Below are 17,376 nucleotides of genomic sequence, written 5' to 3'. Positions count from 1 at the left end.
GCATTCGTCGTTGCGTGGCTCACACCAAGATGCTTCAATAACTGTACTAAACGGGGACGGCGGGCTTCACCGTCGCGGAATTACTCTCCCAAGACCTCCACCGACCCGTCGAACCGATCTCGAAAGCGAGACGACATGACATCAGCCCAGGTGTGGATCGCCGGCGGCTACCAGAGCGACTTCGCCCGCAACGTCACCAAGGAAGGCTTCGACATCGGCGATCTCACCGCCGAGGTCGCGAGCCGCACGCTCGACGACGCGGGGATCGGCGCGAGCGAGGTCGACGTCGTCCACGTGGGCAATGCCTTCGGCCAGCTCTACACCGGGCAGGGCCACCTCGGGGCGATGCCGGCGTCCATGATCCCTGAATTGTGGGACGTTCCCGCGAGCCGGCACGAGGGAGCATGCGCGTCGGGCTCTCTGGCGATTCTCGCCGCGATGGCCGACCTCGAATCAGGGCGTTACGACTGCGCACTCGTCCTCGGTGTCGAACTCGAGAAGACCGTGCCGGGCGATATCGGCACGAACTACATGAGTCCGGCCGCGTGGGTGGGACGAGAGGGCCAGGACGCAAAATTCATGTGGCCCTACATGTTCGATCGCATCGCCGGCGAGTACACGACCCGGTACGGACTCGACCCGGCGCACCTGTGGGCCATCTCCGAACTCAATATCCGCAACGCCCGGAGCAATCCTCGCGCGCAGACCCGGACACGGTCCTATTCCCCCGAATCGTTCACGGCCGACGACACCGCCAATCCGCTCGTGGAGGGCAGCCTGCGCAAGATCGACTGCGGCCCCCTCACCGACGGAGGAGCGGGCGTGGTCCTCGTCAGCGATCGGTACGTCGCCCGGCATCCGGAGTTCGACGCGGCCCCCCGCTCCCGGATTCTCGGCTGGGGTCACCGCACCGTCGGGCTCTCCCTCGACGAGAAGCTCGCACGCAGTTCGGGCGGCGGCTTGATGTTCCCGCACCTCGCCGACACCGTCGCCGACGCATACGGGCGCGCCGGAATCGGAGGTGTGGACGAACTCGAACTGATCGAAACGCACGACTGCTTCAGCATCAGCGAGTACGTGGCGATCGACCACTTCGGTCTCACGCCGCCCGGCGAAAGCTGGCGGGCCGTGGAAGCCGGCGATCTCGAGATCGGCGGCCGGATGCCCATGAACCCCAGTGGGGGACTCCTGGGCGGAGGACACCCGGTGGGGGCGACGGGCGTGCGCATGGCGCTGGACTGCCATCGCCAGGTCACCGGTACCGCCGGTGACTACCAAGTCGACGGCGCCCGACGGGCGGCCACCTTCAACTTCGGTGGTAGCACCACCACTTCCGTATCCCTCATCATCGGCTGAGCCGAAGGAGCATCGATGGACCTCGAAATTCTCGGCCGCGCATTGTCGACGCTGCCCACCGACGACGACCACCCCTATCGCACGGGGCCGTGGCGACCCCAGGTCACCGAGCACCGCGCCGACGATCTGGAGGTCGTCGGGGAACTGCCCGCCGATCTCGACGGGGTGTACATCCGGAACACCGAGAATCCGGTGCACCCTGCCCAGCAGGGCCGCTACCACCCGTTCGACGGTGACGGCATGGTGCATGTCGTCGGCTTCCGCGACGGGAAGGCGTTCTACCGGAACCGGTTCGTCCGGACGGACGGCTTCGTCGCCGAGCAGGAAGCCGGCCGCGCACTCTGGGCGGGAATCGCCGAGAATCCGGCGAAGTCGGAACGCACCGACGGATGGGGTGCGCGCACGAGGATGAAGGACGGCTCGAGCACGGATGTCACCGTGCACAACGGGGTCGCGCTCACCAGTTTCTGGCAGTGCGGCGACTTGTACCGGGTGGAACCGATGTCGCTCGAGACCGTCGGCAAAGCGGAGTGGGGCGGCGACTTCCCGTCGAACCTCGGAGTGTCGGCGCATCCCAAGGTCGATCACCGCACCGGGGAGATGCTCTTCTTCAACTACGGAACGGACGCGCCGTACATGCATTACGGCGTCGTCGACTCGTCCGACAAACTCGTGCACTACACCGACATCGAATTGCCCGGTCCCCGGCTACCCCACGACATGGCGTTCACCGAGAACTACGCCATCCTCAACGACTGCCCGCTCTTCTGGATACCCGAAGCCCTCGCGGCGGGTAAGTACGTCTCGCGTTTCCATCCCGATATGCCGATGCGCCTCGGCGTGCTCCCGCGGCGTGGCGGCGGAAGCGAGATCATGTGGTTCGACGCGGCTCCCACCTACGTCCTGCACTGGACGAATGCCTACGAAGACGGCGACGAGATCGTCCTGGAAGGGTTCCACCAGGAGACACCCGAGCCGGAGGACACCGGGAACGGGTCGCTCTACGAGCGCATGTTCCGCTTTCTCGCTCTCGACAGGATGGGCACGCACCTGCACCGGTGGCGCCTGAACCTGCGCACCGGCGGCGTCACGGAAGAGCGCCTCTCCGAACGGGTCACGGAGTTCGGCATGATCAGCCCCGTACACACGGGAGTGCCGCACCGCTACACGTACGCGGCGACGGGCCTGCCCGGGTGGTTCCTGTTCGACGGCCTCGTCAAGCACGACTCGCTGACCGGCGCCGAAGAGCACTACGCGCTCGGTGAGGGAGTGTTCGGAAGCGAAACCGTGATGGCGCCGCGGATCGGATCTTCGAGTGAGGACGACGGGTACCTCGTCACCATGACCGTCGACATGAACCGTGATCTGTCCGAGTGCCTCGTCTTCGACGCACAGCGTCTCGCCGACGGCCCGGTCGCCCGGATTCGTCTTCCGGAACGGGTCAGCTCGGGCACGCATTCCACGTGGGCGTCGGGCGCGGAGATCCCCGGGTGGCGAACCGCCGAGCGGCCCGAGGACGCAGTCGGTTTGTAAGCAGGGATTGTCAGCGGGCGGTGTAAACGCGTCGCCGATTCGAGTTACCGTCGTTCTTCCGCCCACCGGCGACGGAGCGGTTACCGTTCTGCCCATGACTGTTTCGCGACGGCGATGGACGCTCCTCACGGTCGGCGCGTGCATCGCCGGAGCGGCTGTGTCGACGGCTCCGGCGGCCACTGCCGATCCGACGGGAGCGTGCATCCAGAACGCCGGCGGAATCGTCTCGGTGGACGGGGCCGATCCTGTCCCCGCCGTGTTCGGCTTCGACGGCCCACGGCTTCTCGGCGTCGAAGGCGGCACCGGCAACGCCTGCATCACCAATGTCGGTCCGGGCACGGTGAGCGTCAGCCACCCGGAGGGCCGGGTGGCGGGACGCACCGAGGTGTCGACGGCGTTCGTCGAGATGCGCGTCGACGGGGGCGTCGGCAACGTCGCGGTGACGAACTTCGGAACGGGCGCGGTCGCCGTCGACCGCCGGTCGGTCACACCGGAACCCGCGGCGCCACGCACACCCCCACCGGATCCCGGGATGCCGGAGATATCGGTCGACGCGGGCACCGACGGCGTGTTCGTGACGAACATCGGCACCGGTGCGGTTACCGTCACGGACGGTGATCCGGGACCGCTGCCCCCGTCGACTCCGCCTCCCCCCGGCGCGGTGATCACCGATCCGGTCACCGGAAACGTCTACGTGACCAACCTTTTCGGTCCGGATATCGCCGTGGTCGATCCCCCGGCAGGGACCGGAGCGAGCGTGGTCGACCGATCGGTACCGGGCACCGATGTGGACTACGGGACGGGCAACGTCTTCGTGACGAACATCGGCGGCGGGCAGGTCACCGTCATCCGGTGAGGACGATCCCGCCCGTGCCCGCCACCGGCATCGAAACCTCGCGCTCGCTTCGGGCATATGCCATTCTCTTGGTCAACAGTGGGCGACGGAGCGGGACGGGTCGATGGGGATGAAGAACGTGTGGGCCGCGGTGGTCACCGTCGTCGCGGCATGTGGGTCGGTGATCGTGGCAGCGCCTGCCGCCGCGGCGAATCCGCCGGCGTGCCCGACAGTGAATGTGGTCGCCGTCCCGGGTACGTGGGAAACGTCGAATACTCCCGACCCCTCACGCGGCAACGGCATGCTCGCCCAGGTCACGAGCGGCCTCCCCGCGGGGACCCGAGTCGACTACGTGCAATATCCGGCGAGCGCGTTTCCATGGGAGGGCGAGGTATACGTCGCGTCGCGCAACCGTGCCGTCGACAATGCCCGTGCCCTCATCGCGGCCACTGCGGCCCACTGCCCGCTCACGAACTTTGCCCTCGTCGGATACAGCCAAGGTGCCGACGCAGCAGGTGATCTCGCGGCCGCGATCGGAACCGGGCTCGACGTCGTGGGACCACACCGGCTGGTTGCGGTCGGATTACTCTCCGATCCGCGCCGCTCGGAACAAGATCCGCTCGTAGGACACCCTGTGGCCGGTAACGGTGCCGGGGGCGCGCGGGTAGGAGGATTCGGTCTCGTCTCGCCGAACGTACGGACGATCTGCGCGGTGGGCGACCTGTACTGTTCCACGCCCCCGGAGGATTTCGTCACGAGAGTGGCGGGCTTCCTCGCGATGTCGGCGGGCAGCCCGCTCGACAAGCTCGAGGATTATCGGGACGAGGCCACGCTTCTCTACGCGGACATCATGGCCGCAGGCGGAATCCCCACGCTGCACGCACAGCTCACACCCGACGCCAACGGGCGTCGCGAGGCCCAGATCCGCGAGTTCTACCGATCGCAGATCCATCAGGACTATTCGAACTACCCGGTCGACGAACGGGGCACCACCGCAACGCACTGGCTACGGGACTGGATCGCATCCAAGGCGTGAGCCGGGCACGACCTCAGTACAGGTATTCGCGATAGAGTTCGCGCTTCCCGGCTTCGGCGTCGGCGGGGACGTCGATGGAGACGAGTTCGGCGTGCATATCGCGCATGCTGGGGACGAGTTCGTGTTTCGGATACGTCGCCGCATCCCACAGCTTCGCGCGGAGCATCGCGCGGGCGCAGTGCAGGAACACTTCGTCGATGCGGACGATCACCGCGAGCAGAGCCGGCTTCCCGCTCAGCGACAGCTTCTCGAGAAGTTCGGGGTCGGTGGAGAGGGTGGCACGGCCGTTGATTCGCAGAACTTCTTCGTCACCGGGGACGAAGAAGAGCAAGCCCACGTGCGGATTCTCGAGGATGTTCCGGTAGGAGTCGGCGCGCCGGTTTCCCGGCCGGTCCGGCAGCACGATCGTGTGGTCGTCGAGGACCAGCACCGTAGACGTGAGGTCGCCCCGAGGTGAGCAGTCGCAGTTGCCCGCGGCATCGGCGGTCGCGAGGGTGAAGAAGCGGGCGAGCGACAGAAAGTTGCGGATGAGCGGCGTCAGGTGCGGTCGGGCCTTGTCGACGATCGCCGGATGCGGTGCCCCGAGGACCGCCTCGAGTTCGTGTTGTGTGCTGAGCCCGTTCTGCACGAGCTCGTCGATCCTGTCCGCGTCCATCCGGTGCCACCTCCGGCGGTGACCGTACCAACCGGGTCGGCGGCGTCCGCACCCGGAACAGGGTTCTTCCACTCCTGCGCGACGGGCGACACAACCGGCGCGGCCATATGGGAAGACGAACGGCACCTCGCACCACGGAGTCGTTCGATGTCACGCTCCACGCTCGTCTTATAACCGGAGTGTAAAAACGACGCAGGCGTGCCGGGATATCTGTTTACGGTGGGAACCATGGCGAAGGCGGTCGAGACCTCACCGTCCGGCCCCGGGAATCCTCGCGTATCTCGCCGGAGAGGTGGTCGGATGTGCGGGCGTCGCACCCCGCTCGCAGGTCGCCGCGTTACGGGACACAGAGACCTATCCACTGGTGGACGGGGTCGATCCGTGGTCGATCTTCTGTCTCCGTACGAAGGGACGGCGTCGCCGCAGGGGTATCGGACAGCAACTCCTGCTCGGAGCGATCGCGTTCGCACGTGAGCACGGCGCCGAGGTCGTCGAGGGCTATCCCCTCGATACCGGAGACAAGGTCGATGCCGTGTTCACCTACCCGGGGTTGCGCTCGATGTTCGAGAAGGCCGGGTTCGTCGAGGTCGCGCCCGTGCGGGGAACCCTCGGCGGCGCGCCCCGGGTCGTCATGCGCCTCGCCGCTCCACGTACCCCGCGGTGACCGGGGCCGGGTCGGCACCGATTCACACCCGCAGGGTGTCCCTCACGTGGCCGGTCTCGTTGATCGAGGCGACCCGGCGAGCTCCCGTGCGCGAAACCAGGATGCGGGTGACCGACGTGTATTCGATCGGGAACATCAACGGTCGCGGAAGACCGAGCAGGTCTTGCAGCACCACGTTGACCACTCCGCCGTGCACGAAGATCGCGGCGGTGTCGGAGTGATCGCACGAGGCCACGACATGGTCGAGTCCCCGCAGCACCCGGGTGCGGAAAAGTTCCGCGTCGACGAAGTCCGGTAGCTCACCGGCACGGATTCGGTCGTAGGCGTCCGACGCGACGTTCTTGGCGGTCTCGATGGTGAGGTAGTGGTCGAGGCCGTAGTCGTACTCGGCGAGATCCTCCACCCGTTCGACCTCGAGCTGCCGGGTCGCGGCAACCGGTTCCGCGGTCTGGGCCGCGCGCTGCTGGGGGCTCGAGAACAGCCGCGTGATCCGGTACGGCGCGAGCGCGTCCGGGAGACGCTCGGCTTGCCGTCGTCCGCCCTCCGTGAGCGGCGGGTCGACCGGGAGGCCGTTGCCGGAACGCGCGTTGTTCGGCTCAGCGTGGCGGATCAGAAGTAGCTGCACGGACTTCACGATGCCAGGTGCGGCGGTTTCACGTGAAACCGCCTGTCAGGACCGGCGCGGCCTCGCGAACGGGAACGCCAGCGACTCGCGGATGCTGCCGCCGAGGACAAGCATGACGATCCGGTCGACACCCATACCCAGTCCGCCGGTAGGCGGCATCGCGTATTCGAGCGCTTCCAGGAAGTCCTCGTCGAGTTGCATCGCCTCTTCGTCGCCGCCTGCGGCGAGGAGCGACTGCCGGGTGAGACGGGCACGCTGGTCGACCGGGTCGGTGAGTTCGCTGTAGGCCGTGCCGAGTTCGACTCCCCAGGCCACCAGATCCCACTTCGCGGCGACACCCGGTGTACGGGGGTGGGGCCGGGTCAGGGGTGACACCGACGACGGGAAGTCGGTGTAGAACGTCGGGAATTCGGTGCGGGCCTCGACGAGGTGCTCGTACATCTCCTGCGCGGTTGCGCCCGCGTCCCACGACGGGTTGTAGGCGATCCGGTGCTCGTCGCAGAGGCGTCGCAGTACGTCGGCGGGCGTTTGTGCATCGACGAACGTGCCGAGTGCTTCGGAGAGGGCATCGTGGAACGTCGTGACGGGCCACTCTCCCGAGATGTCGATCTCGGTCGATGTGCCGTCCGGATTCGGGCGCAGGACGACCTCGCGGCCGTGTGCCGCACGCGCGGCGGCCTGGATCAGTTCGCGGGCGACGACCCGCATATTCTCGTAATCACTGTGTGCTTCATAGGCTTCGAGGATTGTGAACTCGGGATTGTGTGTGAAGTCGGCACCCTCGTTGCGGAAGACGCGTCCGATCTCGAACACCTTCGGCATGCCCGCGACACACAGTCGCTTGAGGTACAACTCGGGGGCGATCCGGAGGTAGAGGTCGGTGTCGTAGGCATTGATGTGCGTGACGAACGGCGCCGCGTTGGCGCCGCCGTGCACCGCCTGCAGGATCGGGGTCTCGACCTCGAGGTATCCGCGGGACTGGAGTTCCTCGCGCAGCGACCGCACGACCGCACTTCGGCCGGCGAGATGTTCTCGCGCCCCGGTGTCGACCGCGAGGTCGAGGTAACGCTGCCGCACTTTGGTTTCGGGATCGGTGAGCCCGTGCCACTTGCCGGGTAGGGGGTGCAGGCACTTGCCGTCGATCCGCCACGAGTCGGCGAGCACCGAGATCTCCCCGCTCCGGCTGCGTCCCATTCGGCCGGTCACCTCCACGAGGTCACCCAGATCGAACAGGAAGCGCTGTCCGGCAACGCGTTGGCTGTCGACGAGAATCTGGATGTCACCGGACCAATCGCGGAGAACCGCGAACAGCACCTCACCGAAATCCCGGATGCGCATCAGCCGTCCGGCGACGACGACACGCGTGCCGGTGAGGGCGTTACGTGCTTCGGCGGCGGTGTGCGTCGGGGGGATCGCGACGGGATACGGGTCCACCCCGTGCTCGATGATGCGTTCGAGGGTCGCCCTCCGCACCCGGTCCTGTTCCGGACGGGTATCGCTGCGGGCGTCCACGGTGTCGGTGTCGCCCGGCGCCGAGTCGGGTGCGCTTCCGTCGTCGTGCAGTGCTTCTGCCGAGTCGACGTTGTGGGGGAACGACGAATGGGTGCCGGTGTGGGTGCGCGTGGTACGACGGCCGAAGCTCGGCAGGGTGAGGAATCCTTCGGCAACGGCTGCGGCGAGCGCGACCCGCGGGATCTCCCGTGTCTCGCGGAAGCACAGATACCGCGGTACCCACTCGGGCCGGTATTTCACGTTGGAGCGATACAGCGACTCGAGTTGCCACCACCGCGAGAAGAACAGCAGGATCGACCGCCACATTCGCATGATCGGCCCGGCTCCGAGGCGTGAACCCTCTTCGAATGCGGAGCGGAACACCGCGAAGTTGAGGGACACACGATGGATCCCGAATTCCGGTGCCTGGGAGCACAGTTCGGACACCATCAACTCGACGATGCCGTTGGGGGCGTGCGGATCGCGCCGCATCAGATCGAGGGAGACTCCGTCGGAGCCCCACGGGACCAGCGACAGCATCGCGACGGCCGACCCGTCGACCACTGCCTCGACGAGCAGGCAGTCGCCGTCGATCGGATCGCCGAGGCGCCCGAGGGCCATGGAGAACCCACGCTCGGATTCGGTGTCACGCCACGCGTCGGCGCGCTGAGCGACCGCGGACATCTCGATCGGAGACAGATCCCGGTGGCGGGTGATGCGCACTGTCGCACCGTGTTTCCGCGCCCGATTGACGGCTTGGCGGACGGGACGCATCTCACGACCCGCGAGAGTGAAACTGTCCGTGGACAGCACTGCCTCGTCTCCCAGTTCCAGAACGTTCAGTCCCGCACGGTGATACGCCGTCGCCCCTTCCCTGCCGGCGCCGAGCACAGCGGGTGTCCAGCCGTAGGCGCGTGCCAGGTCGAGCCATTCGTCGATCGCGTGCGGCCAGGCTTCCGGATTCCCGATGGGATCGCCGCTCGCGAGACAGACTCCGAGTTCGACCCGGTAGGTCACCGCAGCTTTGCCGCTCGGCGCGAATTCGACCCCCTTGTCGCGCCGCGTCGCGAAATAGCCGAGCGAGTCGTCGCTCTGGGACAGGAGCCCTCGGATCGCCGATTCGTCGGGTCCGGTGAGGGCGTTGGTGGAGCGCTGGGACCGGAACAGCACCACGACGGCGGCGAGCACAGCCAGTGCGCCGAGCAGACCGAGGGTCGTGTTGACGAATCCGTGCGGGCGACCCGCGAACTGGTCGTTGTCGATGAATCCCAGCGCGGTGACACGGTTCAGTGCCCACAGGAAGCGGTCGGCGGGCGGCAGGGTGCCGGGAAAGAGTTCGACCAGACCCCATCCGGCGAGGGTGCCGGCGACCAGTCCGCCGGCGAGCACACCCACCGACGTCCAGACCGCGCCGCGCCGGACCCGGGTGTAGAACTCCGGGTACGCGAGGAGCAGGACGGCTACCACCGCGAGATGCACAACGAGGGCCACCAGGTGCGTGGCGTCGCTCTCGACGATCGCGGACACGAGATTGGTGATCGTGAAGCCGCCGAGGTAGATCGTGAGAATCCACCACGCGATGCGTTTACGCCCTGCGACTGCTCCGGCGAGCAGTCCGACGACCAGTGCGAGCGCGAGACTCGTGTCGGGGGCGTCGAAGTAGTACTCGTCGATGTATTCGCGCGGCGTGCGGATCAGAAACCGGAGGGTGGGCGAAATCGACCACGCGGCCATCGCGATCGCGTACACGCCGAGGATCAGCCCGGCGATGTGCGGAACGGCGGTGAGGTGACTGCTCAGGCGTGCCGACAGCGACGGGTGGGGCTCCGGGGTACGCCGTTCCCGGGCCGCCGAGGGCGACGGTGACGGCGACGACGAGGGCGGCGCTATGGGATCCGCAGACATGCACCGACCGTAACGCTACGGCCGGTGCACGGCGCCGGGAACCCTCCGAGTGACCGGCGGGAGCGCGGTCACTTGGAGTGCATCCCTATCGAATTCGTCCGGATTCGGTTGTGGGGGTCACTCCGGGCGTGTCGTCGTCGGTCGCGGCGTGTTCGTCGGGCTCGGTCCGGGACAGCGCACTCGGCCACCAGATCTTCTTGCCGATGTCGATGGACAGCGCGGGCACGAGGAGCGCGCGCACCAGCAGGGCGTCGAGCAACACACCGAACGCGACGATGAACGCCAGTTGTGCGAGGAACAGCAACGGGATCACAGCGAGCGCCGAGAACGTCGCGGCCAGAACGACGCCCGCCGAGGTGATGACGCCGCCGGTGACGGTCAGTGCGCGCAACACGCCCTGCCGGGTACCGACCTTCTTGGTCTCCTCTCGGACTCGGGTCATCAGGAAGATGTTGTAGTCGATACCCAAGGCCACGAGGAACACGAAGCCGAACAACGGCACCACCGGATCCGCACCGGGGAAACCGAATACGTGATTGAACAACAGCGACGACACGCCGAGTGTGGCCGCGAACGACAGGATCACGGTGAGCATCAGCAGGATCGGCGCGACGACGGCGCGCAGCAGCACGATGAGCACCAGCAGCACTACCAGGGTCACGACCGGAATGATGAGGGTCCGGTCCCGGGTGGCAGTGTCCTTGGTGTCGAGGTCGACGGCGGTGGGACCACCGACCAGCGCATCCGCCTCCGGCACGGCGTGGGTCACATCGCGGATTCTTTCGACGGTCTGTTCTGCGGCGAGCGAGTCGGCGGGATCCGACAACGTGGCCTGAACCGCGACGAGTCCGTCGATGACGACAGGTACGTCGCCCGGTCCGGTGACGGGCCGGGCCTCCGTGACACCTTCGACCCCGGCCGTGGCGTCGACGATTGCGTCCAGCGAGGATTCACGCGCGACGACGATCGTGGGCGATCCGGTGCCGGCGTCGAAGTGCTCACCCAAGACCTCCTGGCCGGACTTCGAGTCGGTCTGGAGGAGGAACACGTCGGAGGACGCGACCCCGCTGGCCTTGAACTGGGGAGCGAGGATGCCGAACGCGACGAGCACGAGCGTGCACACGATCCAGATGGGGCGGGGCTTGGAGCCGACCCATCGGGCGACACGGCCCCAGAAGCGGTGTCCGCTGTCGATGTCGTCCTGGTCCGTGCCGGGTTCGTACTTGGGCCGGGTGGGCCAGAACGCGGTCCGGCCGAGCAGAACGAGTGCGGCGGGCAGGAAGGTGACGGAGGCGAGGAAGGACGCGGCGATACCGATCGCCGCGACCGGACCGAGGCCGCGGTTGGAGTTCAGGTCGGAGAGCAGCAGGCACAGGACGCCGAGGATGACGGTGCCCGCGGACGCGGCGATCGGTTCGATCGACCCACGGAGCGCCGCGCGCATCGCGGTGTACTTGTCCTGCTCCATCCGGAGTTCTTCGCGGTATCGGGATACGAGGAGCAATGCGTAGTCGGTGGCGGCGCCGAACACCAGGATGAACATGATGCCCTGGCTCTGGCCGTTGAGCGCGATGATGTCGGCGTTGGCGAGCTGGTACACCACCAGGCTCGCGAGGGCCAGTGCGAACACCGCCGAGATGATGACGACGAACGGCAGGATCGGACTGCGGTAGACCACCACGAGGATGACGAGGACGACGCCGCCGGCGACGAGCAGCAACAGACCGTCGATGCCCCCGAAGGCCGACGACAGGTCGGCGGCCTGGCCGGCCGGTCCCGTCACGTGGACGGTCAACCCCTCAGGGGCGTTCTCCAGTGCCGTGCGCAGTTCCTCGACGGCGTCCCCTACCTCCCCGGAGGCATCGATCGGGACGATCATCTGCACCGCGCTGCCGTCCTCGGACGGGATCGGTGGCGGACCGGCCGATTCGGACGCGATGAACTCGATGTCTTCGGGGGTGATCGCACCGTCGCGTTCGGCGACCACGATCGCCGGGATGAACTCGCTGCTGTTGAACTGCGCATAGAGCTCGTCGGCCCGGGTGGACTCGGCGGAGGCCGGGAGGAACGAACTGGCGTCGGTGGACGCGACTTCGCTGAGCTTGCCGGCGAACGGCCCGCCTCCGCCCGCGGCTACGAGCCACGCGATGAGGAGGAGGGCGGGGAGCAGCCACCTCCAGCGACCGGTCTTTCGCGGTGGTGCGGTTGCAGTGCTCAAGATTCCTCCTGGCGTGAGCGAATATCCGAATACTAGATTATTCAGCGTGCTGAACGATGCGGGACCCGACGATCTCGAGGCGTGGCCCACCGGGCGGTTGCTCTCCACCGCTGCCCGCCTCGTCGAACAGGCGTGGGAGCAGCAGCTTCGCAAGCGGGGGCTCACCCATGCCGGGGTTATCGCGCTGCATTCGATTGCGGCGCAACCGATGTCCCAACGAGAAATGGCGCGGGCGTGTCGCGTGACGGACCAGACGATGAGCCGCACCGTCGATCATCTCGTGCGTGGCGGATTCGCTTCCCGCTCCGTCGATCCCGCCGACGAGCGTCGGATGCGTGTGCGGATCACGGCCGCCGGCGCTGCCGAATACCGCCGGGTGCTCGAACTCGAGCGAGACGACAACGCCGCTGTCGGCGACAACACCGCGTCTCCGCTGTCGGTCTCCGATCCGGAGACGTTGCGCCGCCTGCTCGTCGAACTCGTCCGCGCGCACCGGGGCAGCTCTGCTCACACGACCGGGAGTACCCCCGTCGCCGACGATCCATCCACGGAAACCGGTTGACGCCGCGCGATAGGGTTCACCATGGCTTTCGAACAGCCGATACCGCCGCAGCCGAACTCGCCGCAGCAGGTGCCCTCGCCCGCCGTCGTCGCGGCGCTGCGCCGGGGCGGATGTGTGTTCGCCGAAGACGAAGCGCGCCTGCTCACCGACGCCGCAACCTCCGAGCGGGAACTGGATGTTCTCGTCGCGAGACGAATTGCCGGAGCGCCTCTCGAGCATCTCCTCGGGTGGGTGCAGTTCTGCGGCATGCGGGTCGCGGTGTCGCCCGGGGTATTCGTCCCCCGCCGTCGTACGGAATTCCTGGCGAGATGCGCCGCGCGGGTGGCTCCCCCGAACCCGGTCGTGGTGGACGTGTGCTGCGGTTGCGGTGCGGTGGCGTCCGCACTCGCGGCGATGCTCGGCGTGTGCGAGGTGTACGCGACCGACATCGATCCTGTCGCCGTGCGGTGCGCGCGGCTCAATCTGCCCGGCGAGCGGGTGCTCGAGGGTGATCTGTGCGCGTCCTTGCCCGGCTCCCTGCTCGGACGCGTCGACGTGCTCGTCGCGAATGCCCCCTATGTCCCGTCGGGAGCACTCGAGTCGATGCCGCGTGAGGCGCGGTGCTTCGAACCGCGTGTCGCGCTCGACGGGGGCGAGGACGGGCTCGACATCCATCGGCGACTCGCCGCCGAGGCAGGGCGCTGGCTGGCACCCGGAGGGCATCTGTTGATCGAGATCGCAGCGACTCAGGCTCCCGCCGCGGAAAAGATGCTGACGCAGGCGGGGTACCGCCCGCGAGTGCTCTTCTCGGACGAGTCGGACGCCACGGTCGTCGTCGCGGACCGTAGGTGACATCGCGTCAACCCAGTGGCAGTTCGGCGAATATCGACGTCGGCGCGGTGGATCCACCGGCGGGTTCCACACTGAATCCCAGGGCGGTGGCGCCCGAGATGTCCTCGAGCAGCGCGGTCGTGGACGGTGCCACGTCCGCCGGGGTCATCGTGCCCGCGGACTCCGGTCCGTCCGGCCCGATCAGCCACATCTGGTAGACGGTGCCGTCGGCGGGTGGTGCCACGTTGTTCATCACGAGCACGCCGGCGCCGGCGTCCTCGGAGAAGACGACCGTCACCACGCCGCCGCCCTCGAGCGTGCCGGTGGTGGTGCGGACGTCTTCGGCGGCAAGCACCCGCTCGGCGAGGGGGCTGTCGGTCGTCTGGGTCCACTGGTTCGCGACGACGACACCGCCGAGCGCCACGACCACGGCTACGGCCGCGGCGAGCAGGAAGTTCCGCCGCCTGCTCTGCCGGCGTCGTTCGTCGAGCGAGATGACGTCGGTGGACGAATTCCCGATGTCCGGGCCGGAGTTCTCCGCGCCGCCGTGCTCGGCGGGACGGTCGGTGGCGCTCTCCGCGGCGACGAGTGCGAGCACCCGGCCCCGTAATCCGGCGGGCGGCTCGGTCGCGGTGGCCGCGGACATCTGGGCGAGTGTCTCCCGGGCGTCCCGGAGGTCGGTGGTGAAACGCTCGACCGTTTCGGGCGCGGCGTCGTCCAGCCGTGCCGTTACCTCGTCCCGCTCGTCGGGTGCGAGTGCGTCGAGGGCGATCACGGGCGCCATGTCGAGCAGGTCCCGATCATCGTCGAGCGCCATCAGAATTCACCCCCAAACAGGTCTTCAATCGGAGTAGTCCGTCGCGGATCCGCGACTTGACGGTGGGTAGCGTCGATGAAAGTTCTTCGGCCACTTCCCGATACGTGTATCCGCCGTAATAGGCCAGCTCGACGGATCTGCGTTGGAGATCGGTGAGCGAGCCCAGGCAGTCGGTGACACGCCGGCGATCGTCACGCTGGGTGACCTCTTCGCTCACGGAGTCGAAGGCGGAGTCCACCGTCGCCGAGCCGTAGCGCGACTCCCGGTCGGCGCCGGACTGCTCGCTGCGTACGCGATCGACGGCCCGCCGATGCGCGAGCGTGATGATCCACGACAGTGCGGATCCCTGGCTCGTATCGAAGCTGCCGGCCGAGCGCCACACCTGGAGGTAGACCTCCTGCGTCGTCTCCTCGCTGTAGCCGGGATCGCGCAGGACTCGCAGGACCATGCCGAACACCCGTGCCCGTGTGGCGTCGTAGAGTTCGGCGAACGCGGCCTGATCCTGTGCGGCGACGCGCGTGAGTAGCGCCCCCAGGGTGTCGGTGTCTCTACCGACGCCGGTCATCGGCTCAGTCCGCTCATCGAACGAAAGCCTAGCCGGGCGAAACCGGCGGCTCAAGACATCGGAGTACAGCACCGCCGTCACCGCCGCGAAATACGGGAGCGCCGGACCGCGGCGCCGGCGGCGGCCGGCACCGCAATTCCACCGCCGGGCAGAGGAGCGGACCGTGGGGTGTCAGGAAGCATGATCGTCTCCAGGTGAGGTCAACGGCTCGCTGGTGAGAGTGCACACCAGAAAATCTGCGGTCGTTCTGGCCCACCAGCCGGGGTCTGTGAGTAGCAAATGTCCGGCTCCGGGCAAGGGACGCCAGCGCGCGTTCACTCCGCGGTCGCGGGCGGCCATCGTCTGACTCTGCGTGGCTCGCGGGTCCGTCTCATGGTCTTCGGTGCCGTGTGCGACGAGCAGATGACGGCCGATGGGTATGTGCTCGGAGTCGTTTTCGGGCCACCACGGTGCCAGGGCCACGACGGATTCCACCCCGCCCTGGGAGGCCAGGTGCGCGGCGACCCGCCCGCCCATCGAGTGGCCCACGAGCCCGATCCGGGTGTGGCCCCGCCGGGTGGCGCGGTCGAGCGCTTCCAGGGCATCGCGGACCGGACTCATATGCGTGCCGTTCCATCCTCTGTAGCGGTAACGCACCTGCTCCACGGTGATGTGATGCGGACGCAGGCGTGAGCCCAGCGTGTGGGTGAACGCCGTCATCCGGAGCTCGGACGCATGCCACGGGCGCGGCGCCTCGGTACCGACAGGCCTGCCGCCCGGAAGCACCAGCACGTGGGCCCGTGAACGGCCCGGAAGAATCTCCATGAATGTCGTTCGTTGCAGCACGCATCCCGGATTGGTCCGGGGCGTCGAAGGAAAAACTCCACGCCCCGACCCATCCGCCTTCACACTGGTAGCGAATGACCCCTGACACATCGATCGGCGTGGTCGTCCAGGCCACGGCTTACGAAGGGAATTTCAGCTATGAACATCGCTACACGTAAGAGCCTGGCGGTCATCGGAATCGGTGCGATGTCCGCGTTCGGTGTCGCGGCCTGTACGTCCGACGATTCCGACACTGCGTCGGACACCTCGGCAGCGACCACGACCACCGGTTCGGCAATGGAGACCACGGAAAGCACCTCGGCGCAGGCTGCGGCAGCGGGTCCCGTCGGCCCCGGTTGCGCCGCCTACGTCGAGGCGAATCCGACCGGTCCCTCGTCCGTCGAAGAACTCTCGACGCAGACGATCACCGAGGCCGCGGGTAACGTACCGATCCTCACCACGCTGACACAGGCGGTCAGCGGCCAGCTCAACCCCGATGTCAATCTCGTCGAAACGCTCGACGGCGGCGAATTCACCGTCTTCGCACCGGTCGACGAAGCGTTCGCGGCTCTCGACCCCGCCACGATCGAAACGCTGCAGACCGACTCGGGGATGCTGACGGACATCCTGACCTACCACGTGGTTCCGGGTGAGCTCACCATCGACGACGTCGCGGGCACCCAGACCACCGTGCAGGGTGGGACTGTCGAGGTAGCCGGTTCCGAGGATATGTGGACGGTCAACGGCGCCAACGTGATCTGCGGCGGCATCGAGACCGAGAACGGCGTGGTCTACCTGATCGACGGCGTCCTGACCCCGCAGTAAGTGCTCTCTCCAACTCACCCTCGGGAAGGTCAGGTATCGATGCGGAAAATCCGAAGCAGCGTTCGGGGACTCGCGGCGGCGTTCATCGCCGCCGCGGGTGCGGCTGTTCTTGCGGCGCCGGCTCAGGCCGCGCCGCTCACACCCGTCCCGCAGTTGGACGTGAACAGGTATGTCGGACAGTGGTATCAGCTCGCTGCCAATCCGGCGCCGTTCAACATCGACTGCGTGCGCGACACCACGGCGAACTACACGTTGCTCGACGAACGTAACGTCCGAGTGGAGAATTCGTGCACCACGGTGACCGGTGAGCGTCGCGGCATCGTCGGAAATGCACGGGTGAACGACACTGCGCAGCTGCATGTGTCGTTCCCCGGAGTACCGTCCCAGGATTCACTGGACGGGCCGACCAACTACATCGTCACCTACCTGGCAGACGACTACTCGTGGGCGTTCGTCGGTGATTCGACACGCCTGTCCGGGTTCGTGCTGTCGCGTTCTCCGGTAGTCGATCCTGCTGCATGGCAGGAGATCCGGCGCGTCGTCGAAAACAGCGGGTACAACGCGTGCCTGATGCTGACGTCGCCGACGACCGAGGGGATGCAGGAGATCAGACCGCTCTGCACCGTCTAGTACCGGTCGGGGAGGGAGGAGGGCTTGCCGTGAAGGCAGGCCCTC

At 67.3% G+C, this 17,376-nt stretch carries 16 protein-coding genes; 9 read left to right on the top strand and 7 right to left on the bottom strand.

Annotation, left to right across the window (positions count from 1 at the left end):
* Window positions 1–135: 135 nt before the first annotated feature.
* The 4 genes from HF886_RS10715 to HF886_RS10700 all read left to right on the top strand — a co-directional run bounded on the left by HF886_RS10715 (window position 136) and on the right by HF886_RS10700 (window position 4,760).
* Window positions 136–1,356 (top strand): acetyl-CoA acetyltransferase, encoded by a 1,221-nt coding sequence (locus tag HF886_RS10715; RefSeq protein ID WP_169652281.1) that lies wholly within the window; start codon window positions 136–138, stop codon window positions 1,354–1,356.
* Window positions 1,357–1,371: 15 nt separating this feature from the next.
* Window positions 1,372–2,889, top strand: coding sequence for a carotenoid oxygenase family protein (locus tag HF886_RS10710; RefSeq protein WP_169652280.1), 1,518 nt, complete (start codon window positions 1,372–1,374; stop codon window positions 2,887–2,889).
* Window positions 2,890–2,983: 94 nt separating this feature from the next.
* On the top strand, window positions 2,984–3,745 hold the full coding sequence (locus HF886_RS10705) for a hypothetical protein (protein WP_169620852.1): 762 nt from the start codon (window positions 2,984–2,986) through the stop codon (window positions 3,743–3,745).
* 109 nt (window positions 3,746–3,854) lie between these two features.
* Window positions 3,855–4,760, top strand: coding sequence for a cutinase family protein (locus tag HF886_RS10700; RefSeq protein ID WP_169652353.1), 906 nt, complete (start codon window positions 3,855–3,857; stop codon window positions 4,758–4,760).
* 13 nt (window positions 4,761–4,773) lie between these two features.
* Here the strand turns inward: HF886_RS10700 and HF886_RS10695 are convergent, their stop codons facing one another.
* On the bottom strand, window positions 4,774–5,415 hold the full coding sequence (locus HF886_RS10695) for an MSMEG_1061 family FMN-dependent PPOX-type flavoprotein (RefSeq protein WP_169620851.1): 642 nt from the start codon (window positions 5,413–5,415) through the stop codon (window positions 4,774–4,776).
* Window positions 5,416–5,623: 208 nt separating this feature from the next.
* Here HF886_RS10695 and HF886_RS10690 point away from each other — a divergent pair, with 208 nt between their 5' ends.
* On the top strand, window positions 5,624–6,079 hold the full coding sequence (locus tag HF886_RS10690) for a GNAT family N-acetyltransferase (RefSeq protein ID WP_169621070.1): 456 nt from the start codon (window positions 5,624–5,626) through the stop codon (window positions 6,077–6,079).
* 22 nt (window positions 6,080–6,101) lie between these two features.
* Here the strand turns inward: HF886_RS10690 and HF886_RS10685 are convergent, their stop codons facing one another.
* The 3 genes from HF886_RS10685 to HF886_RS10675 form a co-directional block, all read right to left on the bottom strand.
* Window positions 6,102–6,704: a histidine phosphatase family protein gene (locus HF886_RS10685; protein WP_169652279.1), complete on the bottom strand. Its 603-nt coding sequence runs from the start codon at window positions 6,702–6,704 to the stop codon at window positions 6,102–6,104.
* A 45-nt stretch (window positions 6,705–6,749) separates the two neighbouring features.
* On the bottom strand, window positions 6,750–10,007 hold the full coding sequence (gene lysX, locus HF886_RS10680) for a bifunctional lysylphosphatidylglycerol synthetase/lysine--tRNA ligase LysX (RefSeq protein ID WP_346765351.1): 3,258 nt from the start codon (window positions 10,005–10,007) through the stop codon (window positions 6,750–6,752).
* Between the two features lie 178 nt (window positions 10,008–10,185).
* Entirely contained in the window at window positions 10,186–12,318 is a 2,133-nt protein-coding gene (locus HF886_RS10675) for an efflux RND transporter permease subunit (protein ID WP_169652277.1), read from the bottom strand.
* A gap of 46 nt (window positions 12,319–12,364) precedes the next feature.
* On the opposite strand from HF886_RS10675, the gene HF886_RS10670 reads away from it, so the two are divergent.
* Window positions 12,365–12,880 (top strand): MarR family transcriptional regulator, encoded by a 516-nt coding sequence (locus HF886_RS10670; protein ID WP_296550657.1) that lies wholly within the window; start codon window positions 12,365–12,367, stop codon window positions 12,878–12,880.
* A 21-nt stretch (window positions 12,881–12,901) separates the two neighbouring features.
* Window positions 12,902–13,711, top strand: a complete 810-nt coding sequence (locus tag HF886_RS10665) for a putative protein N(5)-glutamine methyltransferase (protein WP_169652276.1) — start codon at window positions 12,902–12,904, stop codon at window positions 13,709–13,711.
* Window positions 13,712–13,718: 7 nt separating this feature from the next.
* Here the strand turns inward: HF886_RS10665 and HF886_RS10660 are convergent, their stop codons facing one another.
* The 3 genes from HF886_RS10660 to HF886_RS10650 all read right to left on the bottom strand — a co-directional run bounded on the left by HF886_RS10660 (window position 13,719) and on the right by HF886_RS10650 (window position 15,876).
* Window positions 13,719–14,507: an anti-sigma factor gene (locus HF886_RS10660; RefSeq protein ID WP_169620845.1), complete on the bottom strand. Its 789-nt coding sequence runs from the start codon at window positions 14,505–14,507 to the stop codon at window positions 13,719–13,721.
* On the bottom strand, window positions 14,491–15,072 hold the full coding sequence (locus HF886_RS10655) for a sigma-70 family RNA polymerase sigma factor (RefSeq protein ID WP_169620844.1): 582 nt from the start codon (window positions 15,070–15,072) through the stop codon (window positions 14,491–14,493). The genes HF886_RS10660 and HF886_RS10655 overlap by 17 nt, the downstream gene beginning before the upstream one ends.
* Before the next feature lie 171 nt (window positions 15,073–15,243).
* Window positions 15,244–15,876: an alpha/beta fold hydrolase gene (locus HF886_RS10650; RefSeq protein ID WP_169620843.1), complete on the bottom strand. Its 633-nt coding sequence runs from the start codon at window positions 15,874–15,876 to the stop codon at window positions 15,244–15,246.
* Between the two features lie 159 nt (window positions 15,877–16,035).
* Between HF886_RS10650 and HF886_RS10645 the strand changes: the two genes are divergently transcribed.
* Entirely contained in the window at window positions 16,036–16,701 is a 666-nt protein-coding gene (locus HF886_RS10645) for a fasciclin domain-containing protein (RefSeq protein WP_169620842.1), read from the top strand.
* 39 nt (window positions 16,702–16,740) lie between these two features.
* On the top strand, window positions 16,741–17,331 hold the full coding sequence (locus HF886_RS10640) for a lipocalin family protein (protein ID WP_206038684.1): 591 nt from the start codon (window positions 16,741–16,743) through the stop codon (window positions 17,329–17,331).
* The last annotated feature ends 45 nt before the right edge of the window (window positions 17,332–17,376 follow it).

It is taken from the genome of Rhodococcus sp. 105337 (assembly GCF_012844225.1).
Lineage (GTDB): Bacteria > Actinomycetota > Actinomycetes > Mycobacteriales > Mycobacteriaceae > Rhodococcus.
Note: the sequence above shows the minus strand (reverse complement) of the source record. Positions and strands in the feature narration are given on the sequence as shown.